General features: G+C 68.4%; 14 protein-coding genes. 5 read left to right on the top strand and 9 right to left on the bottom strand.

Annotated elements, in window-relative coordinates:
* Positions 1-103: 103 nt before the first annotated feature.
* Positions 104-1,447 carry an ATP-binding protein gene (locus tag B2515_RS16810; protein ID WP_293878304.1) on the bottom strand — a complete coding sequence of 448 codons (1,344 nt, stop codon included), beginning with the start codon at positions 1,445-1,447 and terminating at the stop codon, positions 104-106.
* Positions 1,444-2,118, bottom strand: a complete 675-nt coding sequence (locus B2515_RS16805) for a response regulator transcription factor (protein ID WP_293878302.1) — start codon at positions 2,116-2,118, stop codon at positions 1,444-1,446. The genes B2515_RS16810 and B2515_RS16805 overlap by 4 nt, the downstream gene beginning before the upstream one ends.
* 168 nt (positions 2,119-2,286) lie before the next feature.
* On the opposite strand from B2515_RS16805, the gene B2515_RS16800 reads away from it, so the two are divergent.
* Complete coding sequence (locus B2515_RS16800) at positions 2,287-3,492, top strand: glycosyltransferase family 4 protein (protein WP_293878300.1); 1,206 nt, start codon at positions 2,287-2,289, stop codon at positions 3,490-3,492.
* A complete protein-coding gene (locus B2515_RS16795) occupies positions 3,489-4,205 on the top strand; it encodes a hypothetical protein (protein ID WP_293878298.1) in 717 nt (238 codons plus the stop codon). Before B2515_RS16800 ends, B2515_RS16795 begins: the two co-directional genes overlap by 4 nt.
* Before the next feature lie 60 nt (positions 4,206-4,265).
* On the opposite strand, the gene B2515_RS16790 is transcribed toward B2515_RS16795, so the two are convergent.
* Positions 4,266-4,880 (bottom strand): hypothetical protein, encoded by a 615-nt coding sequence (locus B2515_RS16790; protein WP_293878296.1) that lies wholly within the window; start codon positions 4,878-4,880, stop codon positions 4,266-4,268.
* 163 nt (positions 4,881-5,043) lie between these two features.
* Positions 5,044-6,045 (bottom strand): sterol desaturase family protein, encoded by a 1,002-nt coding sequence (locus B2515_RS16785; protein WP_293878294.1) that lies wholly within the window; start codon positions 6,043-6,045, stop codon positions 5,044-5,046.
* A 372-nt stretch (positions 6,046-6,417) separates the two neighbouring features.
* On the opposite strand from B2515_RS16785, the gene B2515_RS16780 reads away from it, so the two are divergent.
* Positions 6,418-8,952, top strand: coding sequence for a TonB-dependent receptor (locus tag B2515_RS16780; RefSeq protein ID WP_293878292.1), 2,535 nt, complete (start codon positions 6,418-6,420; stop codon positions 8,950-8,952).
* A 116-nt stretch (positions 8,953-9,068) separates the two neighbouring features.
* On the opposite strand, the gene B2515_RS16775 is transcribed toward B2515_RS16780, so the two are convergent.
* The 4 genes from B2515_RS16775 to B2515_RS16760 all read right to left on the bottom strand — a co-directional run bounded on the left by B2515_RS16775 (position 9,069) and on the right by B2515_RS16760 (position 14,170).
* Positions 9,069-10,634: a tetratricopeptide repeat-containing sulfotransferase family protein gene (locus tag B2515_RS16775; protein WP_293878290.1), complete on the bottom strand. Its 1,566-nt coding sequence runs from the start codon at positions 10,632-10,634 to the stop codon at positions 9,069-9,071.
* Between the two features lie 56 nt (positions 10,635-10,690).
* On the bottom strand, positions 10,691-11,746 hold the full coding sequence (locus B2515_RS16770; protein WP_293878288.1) for a hypothetical protein: 1,056 nt from the start codon (positions 11,744-11,746) through the stop codon (positions 10,691-10,693).
* Between the two features lie 134 nt (positions 11,747-11,880).
* Positions 11,881-13,587 (bottom strand): peptidase M61, encoded by a 1,707-nt coding sequence (locus tag B2515_RS16765; RefSeq protein ID WP_293878286.1) that lies wholly within the window; start codon positions 13,585-13,587, stop codon positions 11,881-11,883.
* 109 nt (positions 13,588-13,696) lie between these two features.
* Positions 13,697-14,170 carry an Lrp/AsnC family transcriptional regulator gene (locus B2515_RS16760; RefSeq protein WP_293878284.1) on the bottom strand — a complete coding sequence of 158 codons (474 nt, stop codon included), beginning with the start codon at positions 14,168-14,170 and terminating at the stop codon, positions 13,697-13,699.
* Positions 14,171-14,300: 130 nt separating this feature from the next.
* Here B2515_RS16760 and B2515_RS16755 point away from each other — a divergent pair, with 130 nt between their 5' ends.
* Positions 14,301-15,254, top strand: coding sequence for an ornithine cyclodeaminase family protein (locus B2515_RS16755; RefSeq protein WP_293878282.1), 954 nt, complete (start codon positions 14,301-14,303; stop codon positions 15,252-15,254).
* Positions 15,254-17,305, top strand: coding sequence for an amidohydrolase family protein (locus B2515_RS16750; RefSeq protein ID WP_293878280.1), 2,052 nt, complete (start codon positions 15,254-15,256; stop codon positions 17,303-17,305). The genes B2515_RS16755 and B2515_RS16750 overlap by 1 nt, the downstream gene beginning before the upstream one ends.
* Before the next feature lie 3 nt (positions 17,306-17,308).
* On the opposite strand, the gene B2515_RS16745 is transcribed toward B2515_RS16750, so the two are convergent.
* Positions 17,309-18,829 (bottom strand): S10 family serine carboxypeptidase-like protein, encoded by a 1,521-nt coding sequence (locus B2515_RS16745; protein WP_293878278.1) that lies wholly within the window; start codon positions 18,827-18,829, stop codon positions 17,309-17,311.
* Between the last annotated feature and the right edge of the window lie 12 nt (positions 18,830-18,841).

Below are 18,841 nucleotides of genomic sequence, written 5' to 3'. Positions count from 1 at the left end.
GCGCCGTCCGCCGCGATCGCGACTCTGATGAGGGCGCATTCCGACCCGTCGATCGGCGGCATCCTTGCCGAACGCCCCCCGCCGCCGGCGCACGGCGGCCCGGTCATGCCGGAAAGTGCAGCGTAAAGCGCGTCCGCCCCGGCTGCGATTCCAGCGTCACCCGTCCGCCATGCACCGCCGCGACGCGCTGCACGATCGCGAGGCCGAGCCCGGCGTTGGCCGTCGCGGTGCGGTCCCTGCGCCAGAAGCGGCGAAAGACCTGATCCTGCTCCGCCGGCGGAATGCCGGGGCCGTCGTCGGCGACCGAGACGCTGGCCGCACCGACGCCGACATCAATCCGCGTCCCCGCCGGCGTGTGCTTCACCGCATTTTCGAGCAGCGCCCCCAGCGCGCGGGCGACGAACTGCGGCTGCCCCCGCACGACGGACCGCTGGCCGTCGTCGTGCAGCGCGATCGACTTGCCGGTGCGGAAGACCAGCGGCGCGATCGCCGCGACGCCCGCGCGCGCCAGTGCCGACAGATCGACCTCGTCCAACGGCAGCGTGTCGAACGAATCCAGCTCGGCGATGTCGAGCAGATGGCCGACGGTCCGCGCCAGCGCGTCGAGGTCGTCGATGAGGGCGCCGCGCAGCGCCGGATCGGCGACCTCGCCGGCGCGGATGCGCGCGACGGTGATCGGGGTGCGCAGTTCGTGCGCGGCATCGGCGGTGAAGTCGCGCTGCATCCGCAGGCTGTCGGTCAGCCGGTCGAGCGCGACGTTGATCGCCTCGGCAAGCGGACGGACCTCGATCGGGATCGCCGGATCGGTCAGGCGCACGTCCAGCCGCGTCGGCGCGATCGTGCCGACCAGCGCGGAGGCGCGGCGCACGGGGCGCAGCGCGCGCCGCACGATCAGCGCATCGATGCCGAGCAGGATCAGCAGCAACGGCAGGACGATCAGCACGCCGTACAGCAGGAACTGCCGCACGATATCGTCGACGATATTGGCGGGATGGTCGAGATTCTGTGTCGCGACCACCCATAGCGACCGTCCCTGCATGACGATCGGCACGCTCAGCCCGGCATAGACGCTGCGCCGCGAACGCCGGCTGAAATAGGCCGCATCGCGCCGGCGCGGGATGCGCTCGACGGCGATCGGCGGCGCGGGCGAGGAGGTCAGCAGCGCGCGACCGGCGCGGTCGACCACCATATACCCCATGCCCGCCGCCGCACCGGGCGCCACCGTATCACGCAGCGGCGCAATGGCCGGACGCCCCTCGCCATCGATGCGAAGCGCGCCCTGCACCGCCAGCGCCTGCGACCGCAGCGTCTGCCGTTCGAGATGATCCGCGGTGGCATCGAGGAACAGATAGACGCCGAGCGAGACGGCGAGCGCGGTGACGACCACCGCCACCCCGTGCCACCACAGGATGCGCGACAGCAGCGACCGGGGCGCGGCGATCCTCATGCCGAGGCGACGAGCATGTAACCGACCCCCCGTACGGTCACGATCTGCACGCGCGCCCCCGCCTGGGCCAGACGGCGACGCAGCCGGTGGACGTAAACCTCCACCGCATTCGACCCCAGTTCGTCGCCCATGCCGAACAATTGCGCCTCGAGCTGGCTCTTGGCGACGACGCGCTCGTGCCGGTGGATCAGCGCTTCGAAGACGCTGCGTTCGCGCGCCGACAGCACGGTCACGACGCCGGCGATGCGGACGTCGCGCGACGCCGGATCGAAGACGACATTGCCGCAGGTGACTGCGCGGTGCGCGATCATCCCGCTGCGGCGGAGCAGCGCCTGGACGCGCGCGACCAGTTCCTCGGGCGCGAACGGCTTGACCAGATAGTCGTCGCCGCCCGCATCGAGGCCGGCGATGCGATCGGCGACGCTCCCGCGCGCGGTCAGCAGGATGACCGGCGTCGGATCGTCGCGCATCCGCATCGTCCGCGCCACCGCGCGCCCGTCGCCATCGGGCAGGCCGATGTCGAGAATGACCGCGGCATAATGGCCGACCTCGAGCATCAGCAGGCCGTCATCCGCGGTGCCGGCATGGTCGAGCGCGAACCCCGCCCCCTCGAACACGCGGCGCAGCATACGCACCAGTTCGACATTGTCCTCGATCATCAACAATCGCATGGTCGCCCCGGCTACTCCAGCTGCCCCGCCCGTGTCTTCCCTGCCCGTGTCGTCATCGCCCCGGCGTAAGGTTCACGTAAGCCGGCGGATATAGCCGATCTCCAGCACCCGCGCCGCCCCCGCTGCGGCGGCGGGCCATCCCTCGCTCTCGAGATGGAGATACCTGTCATGGCGATCGCCGCCACCCGCGCGCGTCCGGTTCCGCTCGCCCCGATACCGGCCGCGCCGCCGCAGCGCGCCCTGCGCATCGCGCTGTTTTCCGGCAATTACAATTATGTCCGCGACGGCGCGAACCGCGCGCTCAACCGCCTCGTCGACGACCTCGAACGGCGCGGCGCCCACGTCCGCGTCTATTCGCCGACCGCCCCCGATCCCGCCTTCGCACCGACCGGCACGCTGGTGTCGGTGCCGTCGATCCGTCTGCCGGGGCGCGGCGACTACCGGCTCGGCCTCGGCCTGCCCGCCCGGCTGCGCGCCGATGTCGAGGCGTTCGCGCCGGACCTGTTCCATGTCTCGGCGCCCGACTGGACCGGCCTCGCCGCGCAGCGCCTCGCGCGGTCGCTGCGCCGGCCGCTGGTGGCGAGCCTGCACACCCGGTTCGAAACCTATGCCCAGTTCTACGGCGCCGGCCTCGTCCGCCCGACGATCGAACGCCACCTGCGGCGCTTCTACCGCCGCAGCGACCGCGTGCTCGTCCCGACGCAGCCGATCCATGACGAATTCGCCGCGGCCGGCTTCGGCGAGGCGGTGCGCCTTTGGAGCCGCGGCGTCGACCGGCAGCAGTTCGATCCCGCCCGCCGCGAAGCATCGTGGCGACGGGTCAACGATATCGCCGAAGACGCCTGCGCGATCCTGTTCTTCGGCCGGCTGGTGAAGGAAAAGGGGCTGGCGGACTATGTCGCGGTCATCGACAGGCTGGCCGCCGCCGGTATCGCCGTCAAACCGCTCGTCGTTGGCGAAGGGCCGGAACGCGAATGGCTGCGGCAGCGACTGCCGGATGCGCGGCTGACCGGCCACCTCGACGGCACCGCGCTCGGTCGCGCCGTCGCCAGCGCGGACATCTTCTACAACCCCAGCATCACCGAAGCCTTCGGCAACGTCACGCTCGAGGCGATGGCGAGCGGGCTGCCGACGGTCGGCGCCGACGTCCCGAGTGCCGCGGCGTTGCTGCGGGGCGGCGGCGGCATCCTCTATTCCGCAGGCGACCTCGATGCCGCCACCGAGGCGCTCGCCCGCCTCGTTACCTTTCCCGATCGGCGTCGCGCGATCGGCCGGCGCGCGCGCGAGGCAAGCGCCGCCTATAGCTGGGACGGCGCCTCTGCCATGGTCTGGGACGTCTATATGGAGCTGCTCGCGGGCGGCGCGGCGCGATGACGCGGCTGCGTTTCGGGCCGCTGCTGCTCGCCGCCCTCCCCGCCGCCCTCGCAGGCGCTGCCGCCGCACAGGAGGCGCCCGCCATCGCCGAGCCGATGGTTTTCGACCTCGTCCGCCCGCTCGGTGCGCGGCGCGGCGAGCTCGAGGTCAACACGCTCGCACAGCGCAATCTGTCCGGTCCGCATCGGACGGTCGAATGGGCACCCGAGATCGAATATGCCTTTGCCGACAATATGGCGGTCGAACTGGAGCTGCCGTTCGAAGGCCGCCGGGTCACCGACTACAAGCTCGGGCTGCAGGGCACGTTCGGCCTGCTCAACCACGGCCGCGGTATCCATGGCGTGCAATATCTCGGCCTGTGGAACCGCGAGCATCGCCGTTTCCAGAGTTCGCTGCTGTACGTCGTTGGCAACCGCTTCGGCCGCGACGCCAGCACCCTGACGATGATCGGCGTCGGCGACGTCGGTGCAGCGGGCGCCGAGACCCGCGCCTTGCTGTTCAACCACACCAGCTTTTACGACCTCGCCCCCGCCACCACCGCCGGGGTCGAGGTCAACCTCAGGATCGGACGCGAGCGAGCGACGCTGGTGATGCCGCAGATCCAGCAGGGGCTCGGCCAGCGCATCCAGTTGCAGGCCGGCCTCGGCGCAGCGAAGGACGAGGGAAGCGCGTGGCGGCCCCGCGCCGGGGTCCGGCTGGTGCGTCAGCTGTGAGCACGGTCCGCCTGGCGCCACCCCCGCGCGGCCGGTCCGCCCGCCGCGGCCATGGCAGCATCATGCCGGGTAGACGGGGCCCATCGCCGCGGCATGCGCGCCGTCCCCCGCCAGCATCTTGCGAAACCGGGCGTGGATGAGCCTGTGCTCGAGTATCCGCCCCGCCATCCACAGGATGAAGAAGACGCCCATGATCGAATAAGCGACGGTCATCGACGGCTTGCGGTTTCGTTTGCCGACCTCTTCCCCGTCCTTCTTCTTCTCGGGCTTCGGCGCGCCGAGGAACGTATCGACGGGATTCATCGGAACGTTTTCGGCCTTGATCTTCGATCTCTTCTTAGCCGCCTCCGCCTTTGCCTTGACCACCTCCGGCGGGTTGCGCCATTTGTCGAAGGCGACGCCGGCGCTGCCCATCGCATAGAAGAGGAGGGGCGCGAGGAAGCAGGCCAGCATGGCACGGCTTATCAGGTCGTAATGCAGCGCCCCGTCGGCAACCCGTAGCGTCCCGCTATCGAAGACCGACATCTTGTCCTGCGGCAATTGCTTCGTCTTGGTGAAGCACATTGCGTCGCCGTCGATCCGGTAGTGCGTGTTCTTCTCCTCGAACAGCGGCATGAGATCTTGGAACGTCTGGGCGGGCGACTGAAACGGATGCAGCGGCACGCTGCCCCTCATCCGCCAGATCCAGTCGATGTACCGTATCTTCACAGGGTCATTCCTTGCAGGCGGCCGGGGCGCGGGGATCGATCACGATCCGGATCGCCGGGCAGCATTGGTCGGACGAGGCATGGACCGGGCCAGACGACGCGCCCCGCCGCATGGGCCGCGACCCGGGCATTCATTCCGCCGGGGCGACGAACAGATCGTCCCGCTCGCTGCGGGCAGCCCATTTCTGCTTGAGGTGCTTGTAGGGCTCGGAGAAGGTATAGTGCATCGTTTCCCAGATCGACATGCGACGCCCGCCTTCCTGACCCAGCAGTTCCGCCTCGCCGTCCCTGCAGGTGCCGTGGATGCGATCGATGAAGATCCAGGTGCCGGAATAGTTGCTGCGCGTGCTGTCGTAATCCTGCGCGTGATGCAGGCTGTGGTGCTCGGTCGTGTTGAATATCCTGAACCACCATTTCGGCGTATTGAACCGGATATTGCAATGCTGGTAGCCGCTGACGGCGAGGCCGAAGGCGCCGGCCAGCAACGCCGCGCGGGGCAGGAAGTCGAACAGCCCGCCGATGCCGAGGCCGATCAGGAAAATCTCGACCGGATTGCCGACGCTCCCCTTCTGCACGTTCAACTGCGTGACGTAGTGATGCGGGGCATGCGCGACCCACAAGGGGTACCAATTGTGCATCGCGCGGTGCATCCAGTATTGGAAATAGTCGCCGATGAACGAGATCGCGAACGCCTGAAGCAGCAGCGGCAGCCCTATGAACCAGGCGAACTTGCTGATGTCGAACGTGTCCTGGAACCAGGCGATGATGACATCGCTGTTGATCGGGCCGAAGACGACCCTGACGAACATCATGCCCATGGCGACGTAGAATACGTCGCACGCCAGTTCCTTCCAGGTATGCTGCCAGCTCTTGTAGCGCGGACTGACCCATTCCATGCCGAGCATCAAGAGTTTGACGCCATAGCCGATCCACAGGGTGACCGATGGTTTGATCCAGGCGGCCGGCGCATAATAATAAAAGGCGACGACCAGGATCAGGAACGCAGGCTGGAAATGCGTAAAGAATAGCTGCTTGGCCGGACCACCCTGTACCCTGACAAGATTGTCCAGTCCCACCGTAACCGGGGCACTGACCATATAGGACGGCTTTTCGACCGCAACGGTTCCGCTCATATCAATCTCGACGCAAGAGGATTGAATCCAGTTTCGTCATTTTGCTATCCGAAGATTGCGATCCGGGCTTTACGTCGTTTAACGTAGAGGCCCGATTACCGGCCCGCCGCGACCGGTTCGACGCATTTTCTCCGTCACTTCTCCGCTACGCCGGCGCGCATCCCCCATGCAATCCGTGAACCGCGGCCCTGAACACGCGCCGACCACGCCGGACGGCATTTCCGGATGCTACGTCAAACGACCCATATTGCGTGGCCCCCTCGCCAAATAGCCTGATGGCCTACGCTGATCGAGCACGGGCCAAAGGCCGGCTTCAGGGCATCGGGGAGATGCCGGATCGAGCGGAAAGCGCAATAAAATGGGGGCAAGACAATGATAAAGCGCACGTCAACGAAACTGCGGCTGCTGTCGGCGACCTTTCTGGCCGGGGTCGTGACGACACCGGTACAGGCGCAGACCCAACAGCCACCCGCGACCGAAACGCCGGCCGATGATGCGCAGGGGGGAAATGAGATCATCGTCACCGGATCGCGACGCGCGGTGTCGTTGCAGGACGTTCCGATCAACATCAGCGCGATCGACAGCGCGACGCTGCAGGCGAACCGGCTCGACGACATCGGCGATATCGGCCTGTACACCCCCGGCCTGACCGTCCCAGAAACCGGGCCGCGAACCGCCAACAGCATCGTCATGCGCGGCATCACGTCGGGGGGGCCGGGCGGGTCCAACCGAAGCACCGCGGTGGGGGTCTATCTCGGCGACATTCCGCTCTATGTCGACTTCAAGTTCCTCGACATCAACCGGGTGGAAACGCTGCTGGGGCCGCAGGGTACGCTCTACGGACTGGGCACGCTGGCCGGCGCGATCCGCTACATTCCCAACCGCCCGAACTTCGGCAAGTTCGAGCTGGAGGCGCATACCCGCGTTTATGACGTCGCCCATTCGGACGGCGTCGGCAACGTGTTCGACGCGACGATCAACCTGCCGATCGTCCGGGACAAGGTCGCTCTCCGCGTCACCGCCGGCAATTACATCGACCCCGGCTTCATCGATTCGCCGTTTCTCGTCCAGCAGCTCGGGGTGTCGTTGCCGCAGCCCGATTTCAACAATCCGGCCGCGGTGGCGGCGAACCTGCGCCGCGGCAAGGATCTGAACGACGAACAGACCTACGCCGTCCGTGCGCAGCTGGGCTTCGACTTCGGGTGGCTGCGACCGACGTTCAGCTATATCCGCCAGGATACCAGGACGCATGGCACCCAGACCAACGGAGGATATGGGGCGACCTATACGCTCAATCCGAAGGGCGTCCCCTTCCCGGACGGACGGTGCGTCTACACCGGCTGCCGCGGGGTACTCGGCACCGGCAAATATGAAAATGGCGCGCGCGTCGAACAGCCGGCCCACCGCACGCTCGACCTCTTCGCCGCCGAGATCGAGATGGATCTGGGCGACATCGCACAACTGGTATCGGCCACGGCCTATTCCCGGCAAAAGCTTCACAGCCAGGGCGACATCGCCGACCTGCTGCTCGACCTCGATTACGATTACGAGCTCTTTCCTGCCTTTGCCGGCACGACGACGTCGGACAGCAAACCCAAGCAGTTCAACCAGGAAGTGCGCCTGACCTCCGCCCATGGCGGGGCGATCAACTGGAATCTCGGCGGCTTCTACAACCACTATAAAAGCTACACCTTCAGCGCGGAGCGCATTCCGGGCTTCCCCGAATTCGGTCGGGCCAACTCCACCGGCCGCGGCAGTCTCTATGGCACGCTGTATCAGGGTCTCGTCCGCCCGGACGGGCTCGAATATATTTCCTTCACCGACACCTATACCAAGGAATATGCGGCCTTTGCCGAGGCGACGTGGCAGATCACGTCGAAGCTGCAGGTCACCGGCGGCATCCGCTACTACAAGTACAAATCCTACATCTCGGGCGCGACCGATACGCCGCTGCTGTCGGGCGGGCGGCGGCGCACGCCCTATCCGCTGATCCAGTTCGATCCCTCGCGGATTCGCACCGGATCGACCAAGGACGACGGCCTCGTCTACAAGGCGAACGCCAGCTACACATTCTCCCCGGATCTGATGCTCTACGGCACCTATTCGACCGGTTACCGCATCGGCGGCGTCAACCGCGTCGCACCCTGCATCATCCCCCTGCCCGCCGGCCAGAATGTCTGCGCACTGCCGAGCGAACTGTCCTACGGTCCCGACAAGACGACGAACTACGAGCTCGGCGTCCGCTTCAGCCTGTTCCATCGCATGCTGCAGGGCACCGTAGACGTCTACAACATCGACTGGACGAACCTGCAACTGGGCAGCCAGACGGCGAACGGTGCGGTGGGTATCACCGCCAATGCCGGTGGCGCCCGCAGCCGGGGCGTGGAGGGGAGCCTGTCGCTCAACCTCGGCCGTTTCAACCTGTCGGGCAACTACACCTATCTCGATGCGAAACTGACCCAGGATGCACCCGGCCTGATCGGCGGCATCAGCAAGGCCTTCAACATTCCGGGTGCCGGCGACGCGTTCGACGGCGATCGGCTGCCCGGGTCCTCGAAACATGCAGGGTCGATCACCGCCACCTATACGGTGCCGATGGCGAACGATGCCGACCTTGATCTGGCATGGAGCACTGCGGCTCGCAGCAACACCTATTCGACCACCGGTTTGCGCGGCTATGGCGAGGCGATCCCGGGCTATTCGACCAGCCGCACCTCGATCACCTACAAGACGAAGGCGTGGGAAGCGTCGCTGTTCGCCAACAACGTCTTCGACAAATATGCCGTCGCCAGCGTATCGAACGACTATACGTTGGCGCGTGCCAATGACGGCGTCCTGATCCGCTCCTACGGTTTCGGCGTGATTCAGCCGCGCACCATCGGCGTGGAGATGCGCTTCCACTATTGAACCGACCCTGCACCGTCGGCGCCGTCCTTCGTGGCGGCGCCGGCGGCTTCCGTGACCGGGCGCAGCCCCGTCTTGGCGACCGGGCGGCGTAAGGATCGGCACGTCCCGGCCGGCATTCAGTCCACGGCGATGCCCTGCGTTTCGAAGAAGCGGCGGACCGGCGCCATCGCCTCGGCATGGACCTGCCAGCGGCCGACCGCGTCGGCATTGATCGGTCGGCGGACCTGCGCCGCGCTCGGCGTCGCGACCGCGGCCTGGTTTTCGTGAAAGGCGAGCGTCCGCGCGTCCCAGCCGAGGCCGCAGTGATCCAGCAGCCGTCGCGTCTCGCCCTCCTGATCGGCGACGAGCGCCTCATAGCCGAGTTCGAGGATGCGGCCGGGGAAGCGGCGCTGCCAGAAGGCCATCAACCGGTCGAAGCGGGCGAAGTATCGCGCCGTATCCATCAGGTCGTTGGAGTAGAAATAATAGGCCGAGCTGAGCGCGAACAGGTTTTTGTAATTGCTCCATACCGTATCCATCGGATGGCGGCGGAGGCATATGACGCGCGCCTGCGGCAGGGCGTGAAGGATGTGGCCGACGTAGAGGATGTTCGCGGGCAACTTGTCGACGAAGCGCGCCTTGCCCTCGGGCCGATGCGGCGTCGCGCGTTCCATATAGCGCGCGCCGAGCACGGCCGGGTCGGCCCCCAGCGACGCGCGGATCGTGGCGGCATCGACCACGATCCGCGATCGGGTGCCGGCCGCCTCTTTCACCGCCAGCGGCATCGCCTGCAATTCGCCGGCCGACCCCACCTCCGGGTGGGAGGACAGGATACGATCGACCAATGTGGTCCCGGTCCGCGGCATGCCGACCACGAAGATGGGGGCCGGCCCGGCGAGCCCCGCTCCGCGCAGGCCATCCGTCGCAAATGCGGTTTCGATCGCGTCGAACAGCGCCGCATCCGTCGCGAAATCATAGCCGAGATGCTGCTTGCGCGCGCTGTTGGCGGTGGCGAGGTGCGTATAGGCCGCGGCGTCGCGGCCCATATCCTCCAGTTCCTTCGCGAGTGCATAGCGCAAGCGCATCTGGTCGAGCATGTCCGTCGTCCCGGCCAGCACCGCCTCCAGCCTGTCGACATGGTTGTCGGTCGCGGTGTGGCGCTTCGCGATCGCCAGGGCATAATGCGCGCGGGCATGGCCCGGCTCCCGGGCGAGCAACGCTTCATAATGCGCCTGCGCCTCCGCAACGCGTCCCGTGAATCCGCAGGCGGCCGCCAGGTTGAAGCGGAAACCCGTGTCGGACGGGGCGCGATCGACGGCCGCCGCGAACGCGCCGAACGACCCTTCGTGATCGCCGAGCCGCGCCAGCACGCAGCCGATCGTGTCGAGGCTGTACGCATCCTCCGGACCGAGCGCCAGCGCGGCGCGGGCGGTGCGGCCCGCCTCCCCGTCACGCCGCCCGAGGCTCAGCAGCCGCGCATATTGCGCGAGCCGCTGCGGCGTCGGCGCTGCGGTGACCGCCCGCTGTACCAGCGGCAGCGCACGCGCGATGCGGCCGGCCGCGGCTTCGGCCAGACCGAGCAGATACCATCCGTCGGGGATATCCGGCCGCTGCCGACACAGGGCCATGGCGAGCGTGGCGGCGTGCGCGGCATCGCCCCGGGCAAGGGCCGCTTCTGCGGCTTCGATGGTCGCGTCCGTCATGCGTGTCGGTCGTTCCGTGATGGGCATGGTGGCGTGCGCACGGCCGGTGTCGCACGCTATCGGCGCGATGTGCAATCCGCCGGCAGCGTCTTCAGCGGAATTCGCGACACGGTGCCGGCGCGCAGATTGGTGAGCCACACCGCGCCATGGCCGACGTTCAGCGAATCGCCGCCCTCCCCCTTCCACTGGCATAACGGCATGCCCGTGCGCGCGTCGCTCACCGTCAGCGGCGTCTTCATCATCGTCGTCCAGACGCGTCCATCCTGAACGGCCACATCGCCACCACGACCGGCCGTCTCGAGCGGCTGCACCGTCGCCGCGCGGCGTGTCGTGTCGATGCGGCTGAGTGTGCCGTCGCCTTGGTTCAGCGTCCACACCGCCCCGGCGCCCGCGGCCGTAAAACGCGGGTTCGGGCCTACGGGTACGCTGGACACGACCGTGTTCGTCGCGGGATCGACGACCGACACCTCGGCGCCGTCCACGCGGGTAACCCAGAGCATCCCGCCGGCGAATACCGGATTGTACGATCCCGCGGGCAGCTGGATGACGCGCACGACCGCGCCGGACACGGGATCGATACGTGCCAGCGACCCCGCCCTGTCGGTCACGAGCCAGATGCTCCCCGCACCGATGGCGATGCCGCCTTCGCCGGCAGGCGGCCCGACGGGAAACACCCCGCTGATGCGCCGGGTCCTGCGATCGACCCTGGCCAGTTGCGGGGTCTCGCCGCACAGGGGGACCCAGACGCTCTGCCGGTCGGCGGCCAGCCCGGCGCACGGGCGGCCCGGCAGCGCGACGGAGAACACGGCATTGGTGCGGGGGTCGATCGCGTTCACGGCGTTCGGCCCCGTGCTGCCGACCCAAACCCTGTCCGCGGTAATGGTCACCCAATCCGCCGTCCTGCCGACCTTGATCGTCGCCGCAATCGGCAATGCCGTCATCGGCAGGACGACGGCCCGGCGCAACGCGGTACCGTCTTCGGTAACGCCTTGCGCCTGGCCGGCCGCACCGACCGGACCGGACAGAAGCGCGACGCCCCCCGCCGCCACCGGAAACCATTGACGCCAACGGGACCTGCCCAGGACTTTCGCTCCGCGGTTCGGCATGCTCATGTCACCGAGGATCGATGATTTCCCCGCACAGCCCCATAGGGCGTTTAACGTAGTGCGATCGGCGGCGCGCCCGCACGGATGGCGATCGACGGAGCCGGGATGCGCAACACCGACGGCCACCACAGGGCGTCATGTCACTCCACCGCCACCCACTGATACGCATCCACGACCTCCCCGCGCGGCTGGTAGCGCAGCTGTACCGTCCGCCCCGCCCGCCTGACGTCCAGCGTCACATAGGCCTGCTGGTCGCCCTGCAGCGCGTCCTGCGGGAAGCCGTTGAGGATCTCGTCGCCGTCGCGCAGCCCCGCCACGGCGGCGTTCGACCCGGCGACTAGCCCGCGCACGATCTTCGGCTTCGTCTGTAGCGACGCCATGTCGAACCCCAGATCGTAGCGCCGCAGCGGCCGCGTCACCCGGCGGAAGCGCGGGCCATAGGCGTCCGACGGCGGCAGCACCGTCGCACCGGCGAGCATCGCATCCAGGTCGGCGATCCCCTTGCCGCCAAGCTCCGCCCGCAGCAGCGACCGGTACAGCGCCTCGTTCATTGCGCCCCCGGCGCGACGCGTCTGCAGCATCGCGCGGACGATATCGTCGAGCGAACGCCTGTCCCCCGACCGCGCCCGGATCTGCGCATCCACCGTCTCGAAATACAGGGAGCCGCGGTCATAGGGCAGCACCCGCACCCGCGTATCGCGCCAGAAGCCGTCGGGGATCGCGGCATTGGGCGTCGCGATCTTGATATTGGTGTAATAGCGCCCCGCCGTCTCGTTGAGATCCTTCAGGAAATCGTCGGCGGAGATCATGCCGGCGCGATACGGCAGCGCTCGCTGGTAATGCACCGCCAGCCCCTCGCCGAACCACGACCGGTCGAGCCCGCCCGCGCCGTCCATCGACCCGTCGAGCGAATTGACCCAGCTATGCAGCATCTCGTGCGCGAGCAGCGTCCGCAGGTCGTCCGGTGTCGAGGTCTGGTTGAAGGTATAGGCGAAGCTGTCGGTCAGCCCGATGCCGCTGCCCGGATTGCGCGTGTTGGTCCGCCCGAACACGCCGAAGCGGGGCGGCGTATAACCGAAGAATGTGCCGTAGAAGCGGTGCAGCGCCCCGGCCCAGGTCATCAGCGGCGCCATCGCGAACGGCGGCTGGCCCTGCCAGGCCGCGAAGAAGCCGTCCTGCTCCGGCCCCGCCACCCCAGGACGCCCACCCATGTAATAAGCGGACGCGAGCTGCTGCGCGGGGATCGCCGCCAGGGTCGTCACATCGCCCACGCCGAAGCTCGACACGCCCCTGCCGCCAGCCCGATAGCCAGCGAAATCCCAATCCACCGCGACCCGGCGCGGGCGCGTGTCGGTCGGCAGCAGCAGGAAAGCATTACCCGCAGCGGAGAAGGTGCCGCCCTCGGTCCGCATCTCATATTGCGGCAGCGCCAGCGGCGGCGCGGCGGCGTCGATCGGCACGCGATAGCGCAGGGTGACGACACCATCGACCGCGCGCATCGCGCGCCACCGCCGCGTGCCGTTCGACCCGTCCTCCGCCGTGTCCTGCGTCGTCACGGCGATCGGCCCGGTGGCATCGGACAGCGCGATCCCTTGCAGATCCTTGCCGCTGGTGACGACGGTGTTGGCGACCATCGGCAGTTCGAACAGCGGCTCGCCCGCCGCCACGTGCATATCCTGCGCGATCAGCGTCACATCGACGAACGGGACATGCTGCGCCGCATCGGGCGCACCGGGGGCAAGCCGGATCACGAGGCACGGGCCGTCGCCGGTTGCGGGGACGGCCGCCCCCGTCGCCAAGAGCAGCGACGCCATCGCCGGATAGATGCGCGACATGCGGCGGGTCATGATGCCTCCCTCGTTCAGGCGATCAGCCTAGCCGGACATGGTCGCGCATTTCTGCCGGATGCGCCCGCCGAAAGGCTATCGCGCGCATAGCTTATGCGGATGCAGACGATCACGCCGTCGGCAGCGGCAGCCGGTGCGTGCATTTCATCTCCGACAGAGTCGCGATCGAGCGGATGTCCTCGACCCCCGGCAGGCGCAGCAGCGTGCGGAAGGTAAAATTCTGATACCAGCCCATGCTCGGCGCCAGCACCTTCAGCATCACGTCCATCTCGCCGAACAGGGTATACGCCTCGGTGATCTCCGGGATCTCATCCACCGCGCGCAGGAAGCGGTTGCGCGCCTCGTCGCTCAGCCGCCCCATCTTGAGCTGCGCGAAGATATACATGCTCTCGCCGAACTTGTCGCGGTCGAGCACCGCGACCTGCGCCTTGATATAGCCCTCCTCCTTCAGCCGCTGCATCCGCCGCCAGCACGGCGATTGCGACAGGCCGACGCGATCGGCGATCTCACTCGACGATTCGGAGGCGTCGATCTGCAGCCTGTCGAGGATCTTGAGGTCGAGGCGGTCGAGGGCGTCAGCCATGTTTATGCACCGTTCCGGCAAAATGGGGATTGGACTTGCGGCCATTCCACCACGGACGCACCCGATCGACAAGCTTTTGCGGCACCACCGGGTTAGGCTGTCCGCCGGACACGCCGGCGGAGAACGGGACATGACGCGCGACGACCTCGCGATCTTCGACAGCGCCGCGGTGCGCGCCGGCCTGTCCTATCCCGATTGCATCCGTGTCGTGCGGGACGCGATGGCGGCGCTGTCCGCCGGCACCACCCGCCAGCTGCTGCGCACCATGCTGTCGCTCGGTCCGGGGCGCACCTTCGCGCAGATGCCCGGCGCGCTCGGCGAGCAGGACATGTTCGGCACCAAGACGATCAGCGTCTTCGCCGACCCGCTGGCACCGGGCAAGCGCCGCCACCGCGGCCTCGTCGTGCTGTTCGAACCCACGGAAGGCCGCCCCGTCGCGATCGCCGATGCGGAGGAGATCACGCATATCCGCACCGCCGCCGCCACCGCGGTCGCCACCGACGCGCTCGCCCGCGCCGATGCGACCACGCTGCTGATCGTCGGCACCGGCGGGCAGGCACATACTCACCTCCATGCGCTGCCGTTGGTGCGCCGCTTCGATCGCGTGCTGATCTGGGGCCGCACGCCGGCCAGGGTCGATGCGTTGGTCGCCGCCTTCCCCCACCTCCCCTGCGAACGCGCCGACGACCTCGAAGCCGCCACCCGCGCCGCCGACGTGATCTGCACGCTCACCGCCGCGGCCGAACCGGTGATCCTAGGCGATTGGGTGCGGACCGGCACCCACGTCAACCTCGTCGGTTCGAGCGGCCCCGGCCCGGTCGAGGTCGACAGCGCGCTGGTGGTGAAGAGCCGCTATATCGCCGACAGCACCGCCTCCGCGCGCGATGCCGCCGCCGAATTCCTCGTCGCGCGCGACGCCGGCCTCGTCACCGACGACCATATCGTCGCGGAGATCGGCGCGGTGCTGCTCGGCCGCGTCCGCGGCCGCACCGGGCCTGCAGACATCACCCTCTACAAATCGCTCGGCCATGCGGTGCAGGACCTCGCCGCCGCCGCACACCTCTATCGGAGTTCGCGTCGCTGATGCTCATCCTCGCCGCCCTGCTCGCCTCCGCCGCGCCCGTCCCGGTCGCAAGCCACGAACGCCTGTCGGTGATCGCCAATGGCGAGAAAGTCGGCAGCGTCGATGCGGTCCGCGACCACGACCATGTCGCGATCCATTACGACGTCAAGAACAACGGCCGCGGCCCGACGATGGACGAGACGATCGAACTCGGCGCGGACGGCCTGCCGCAGCGCTGGACGCTCGACGGCAAGGCGACGTTCGGCGGCGACGTTCACGAACGCTTAGTCCGCGACGGCGGCACCGCGCGCTGGACCGACGCGATGGGCGCCCGCACCGCACCCGCACGCGGCACCGCGCTCTATATCGGCCAATCGGCGAGCCCCTGGGCGCTCGGCCTCTATGCGCGCGCGCTGCTCAAGGCGCCAGGCGCGACGCTGCCCGCGCTGCCCGGCGGACGATTGCGCCTCGATCCGCTCGGCCCCGCGACGATCGGCGGCGTCGACTATCGCGCCTTTGCGATCAGCGGCATCGACCTGTCGCCCGACCTCATCCTGCTGGACAAGGACGATGCGCTGTTCGCCGTACTCGACACCGGCGGCGCGACGGTGCGCGAGGGGCATGAAGGCGAGGTGCCGGCACTCGCCGCGCTTGCGACCCGCCTGACCGCGCAGCGCTATGCCGCGCTCCAACAGCGCTTCGCCCACCGGATCGACGCGCCGGTGCGCATCCGCAACGTCCGCGTGTTCGATCCCGTCACCGGCACGCGCGGCGATCCGGTGTCGGTGGTGTTCGCCGACGGCCGCATCACCGGCATCCAGCCGCCGGATGCCGTCGCCTCCCCCGGCGAAGCGTCGATCGACGGCGCGGGTGGCACGCTGATGCCCGGTCTCCACGACATGCACGCGCATGTCAGCCTCGAATCCGCTTTGCTCTACCTCGCCGCCGGCGTCACCTCGGTGCGCGACATGGGCAACGACAATGCCTTCCTGCCCGACCTCGTCCGCCGCATCGCCGCGGGTGAGGTCGCCGGTCCGCGCATCACCGCCAACGGCTTCCTCGAAGGGCGCAGCCCCTATTCCGCGCGGCTTGGCATCGTCGCCGACAGCGAGGCGGCGGCGCTCGACGCGGTGCGCTGGTATGCCGCCCGCGGCTATGGACAGGTCAAGATCTACAACAGCATGAATCCCGCCTGGGTGCCGGCGATCACGCGCGAGGCGCATCGGCTGGGGATGACCGTGACCGGCCATATCCCCGCCTTCACCAATGCCGATGCGATGATCGCCGCGGGCTATGACGAGGTGACGCACGTCAACCAGCTGATGCTCGGCTGGGTGCTCGATCCGAAGGAGGACACGCGCACGCCGCTGCGGCTGACCGCGATGAAGCGCACCGCGACGCTCGACCTCGCCACGCCGCGGGTGCAGCGGACGATCGACCGCATGGCCGCGGCCCATATCGCGCACGATCCGACCGCAGTGACGCTCGAGCTGCTGATGGGTGGCCGCGACGGCGCGGCCAATCCGGCGGTCGCCGACTATATCAGCCATCTGCCGATCGGCCTGCAGCGCCGCCGTCGCCAGGCAATCGCGCCGATCGCCGGTCCTGCCGACGCCGCCGCCTATGACGGCGCGATGGCGAAGGTGAAGCAGGTGCTGAAACTGCTTCACGACCGCGGCATCCGCCTGTTGCCCGGCACCGACGACCAGACCGGCCTGTCGGTCCATCGCGAGCTGCAGATTTATGCCGAGGCGGGCATTCCCGTCCCCGAAGTGCTGCGGTTGGCGACGCTCGCGCCCGAGCAATATATGGGCCACGACCAGCAGCTCGGCTCGATCGCGCGGGGGAAGCTCGCCGATTTCATCCTGCTGCCCGGCGATCCCACCCGCGACCTGCGCGAACTCCATCGTATCGCGATGGTGGTGAAGGACGGCACGCTCTACTTTCCGTCGGACATCTACCCGGCGTTCGGAGTGACGCCCTTCGCCGCCGCGCCCAAACTGACGCTGCCCAAGGCCATGCCCAAAGCGGCCGGCGCCGGCCCGGCGCACGACGCGATGGACGAATTCTGAGCGTCACCGCCCCGCGACGACCTCCGCCACGAACCGGTGCAGGTCGCCGCTCAGCGCTGCCAGTGCGCCGGCATCCTCGAACGCGGAATGACCCGCGGCATAGCGGTGGAACGCCACGCGATCCGCCGGTACGCCATGCTGCTCGATCGCGAACTGGCCGGCATAGACCGGCGTGGTGATGTCGTAATAGCCGCCCGCGGCGAACGCCCGCAGCGTCGGCTTCGCCGCCATCGCCGCCTTCAGATAGGGCGCGAACGCCATCGCGCGATAGCTGCCGCCATAGGCCTTGTCCCAGTTCCACGCGAAGTTGATGCCGAGGTTCAGGCTGCGATACGCGCCCGGCAGCGGATAGCCGAGCTCCTGCTTCAGATAGGTCTCGATCACCGTCGCCGTGCCCGATCCCAGCGACATCGACGGATCGTCGAACGGCGGGCGCAGCCGGCTGTCGGCGATCGCCCGCGTCGCGCGCCCGTCGAGCTGCCCCGTGCGCAGCCCCTTCGCCGCGAGCAGCCCGAGCATGAAGTCGCGCCGCTCCAGCCGCAAATCCTTCGCCGCGATCGTCGCCGCCGGCAGGCCGGTCAGCGCCGCCATCCGCGCCGCGACCCGCTGCTTCTCCACCGGCGGCAGCGCCGGTCCCTGCATCAGCGCCGCGGCATAATCAGTCTGCGCGAAATGCAGCGCCTCGTCATACCATTGCGCGACGCTCCTGCCGCCACGATCGACCGCCCCGTGATACCACGCCACCGCCGCCAGCGTCGGGAACAGCACCACGTCCGACACCACCGGCCCGTCGCTGTCGCCGATCGCCAGCGACAGCAGCACGACGCCGTCGGGCAGCGCCGTCTTCGCCTGCGCCGTCTTCGCTTGCATCGTCTCGTTGAGGATCGCCAGCGCCCGCGCCGTGCCATAGCTTTCGCCGACCAGCAGCACCGGCGATCCCGTCCGCCCGTTCGCCGCCAGCCAGTGCGCGATCATCGCCGCGACGCCGCGCGCATCGCCGCCGACACCGAAATAGGCGGACGCATCCTTGCCCCTGACCGGCATCGACGCACCGGTGCCGACCGGATCGATGAACACCAGATCGGCGACGTCGAGCAAGGTGAAGCGATTGTCCTCGAGATGCCCGGCATCGCCGCTGCCGACGATCCGGCGCGGCCCGAACGCCTGCATATGCAGCGGCGACGAAGATGCGCCGGGACCGCCGTTGAACACGAACAGCACCGGCCGGGTCGCCCCGCCGCGCGGCGCGTCCGCGACATAGGCATAGCTCACCCCGACCGCGACCGGCGTTCCATCCGGCCCCGGCATTGGCTGTTCGCTGACGATCGCGCGATAGGCGAAGGGCTTGCCGCCCAGCGTGATCCGGTGCCGCGTCGTCACCACCCGCGCGCTCGCCGTATCGCGCGGCACCATCGGCTCCATCGCGCGCAGGAAGGCGGGCGACATCGGCGCCTCGCCCTCGTCCTGCGCATGGAGCGCGGCGGGCGTGAGCAACAGCGCAGCGAAAAGGGCGAGACGGCGCATCGGCAGGGACTT

The organism is Sphingomonas sp. UBA978 (genome assembly GCF_002292295.1).
Taxonomy (GTDB): domain Bacteria; phylum Pseudomonadota; class Alphaproteobacteria; order Sphingomonadales; family Sphingomonadaceae; genus Sphingomonas.
The sequence above is the reverse complement of the archived record's forward strand: the minus strand, read 5'-3'. Positions and strand labels throughout refer to the sequence as shown.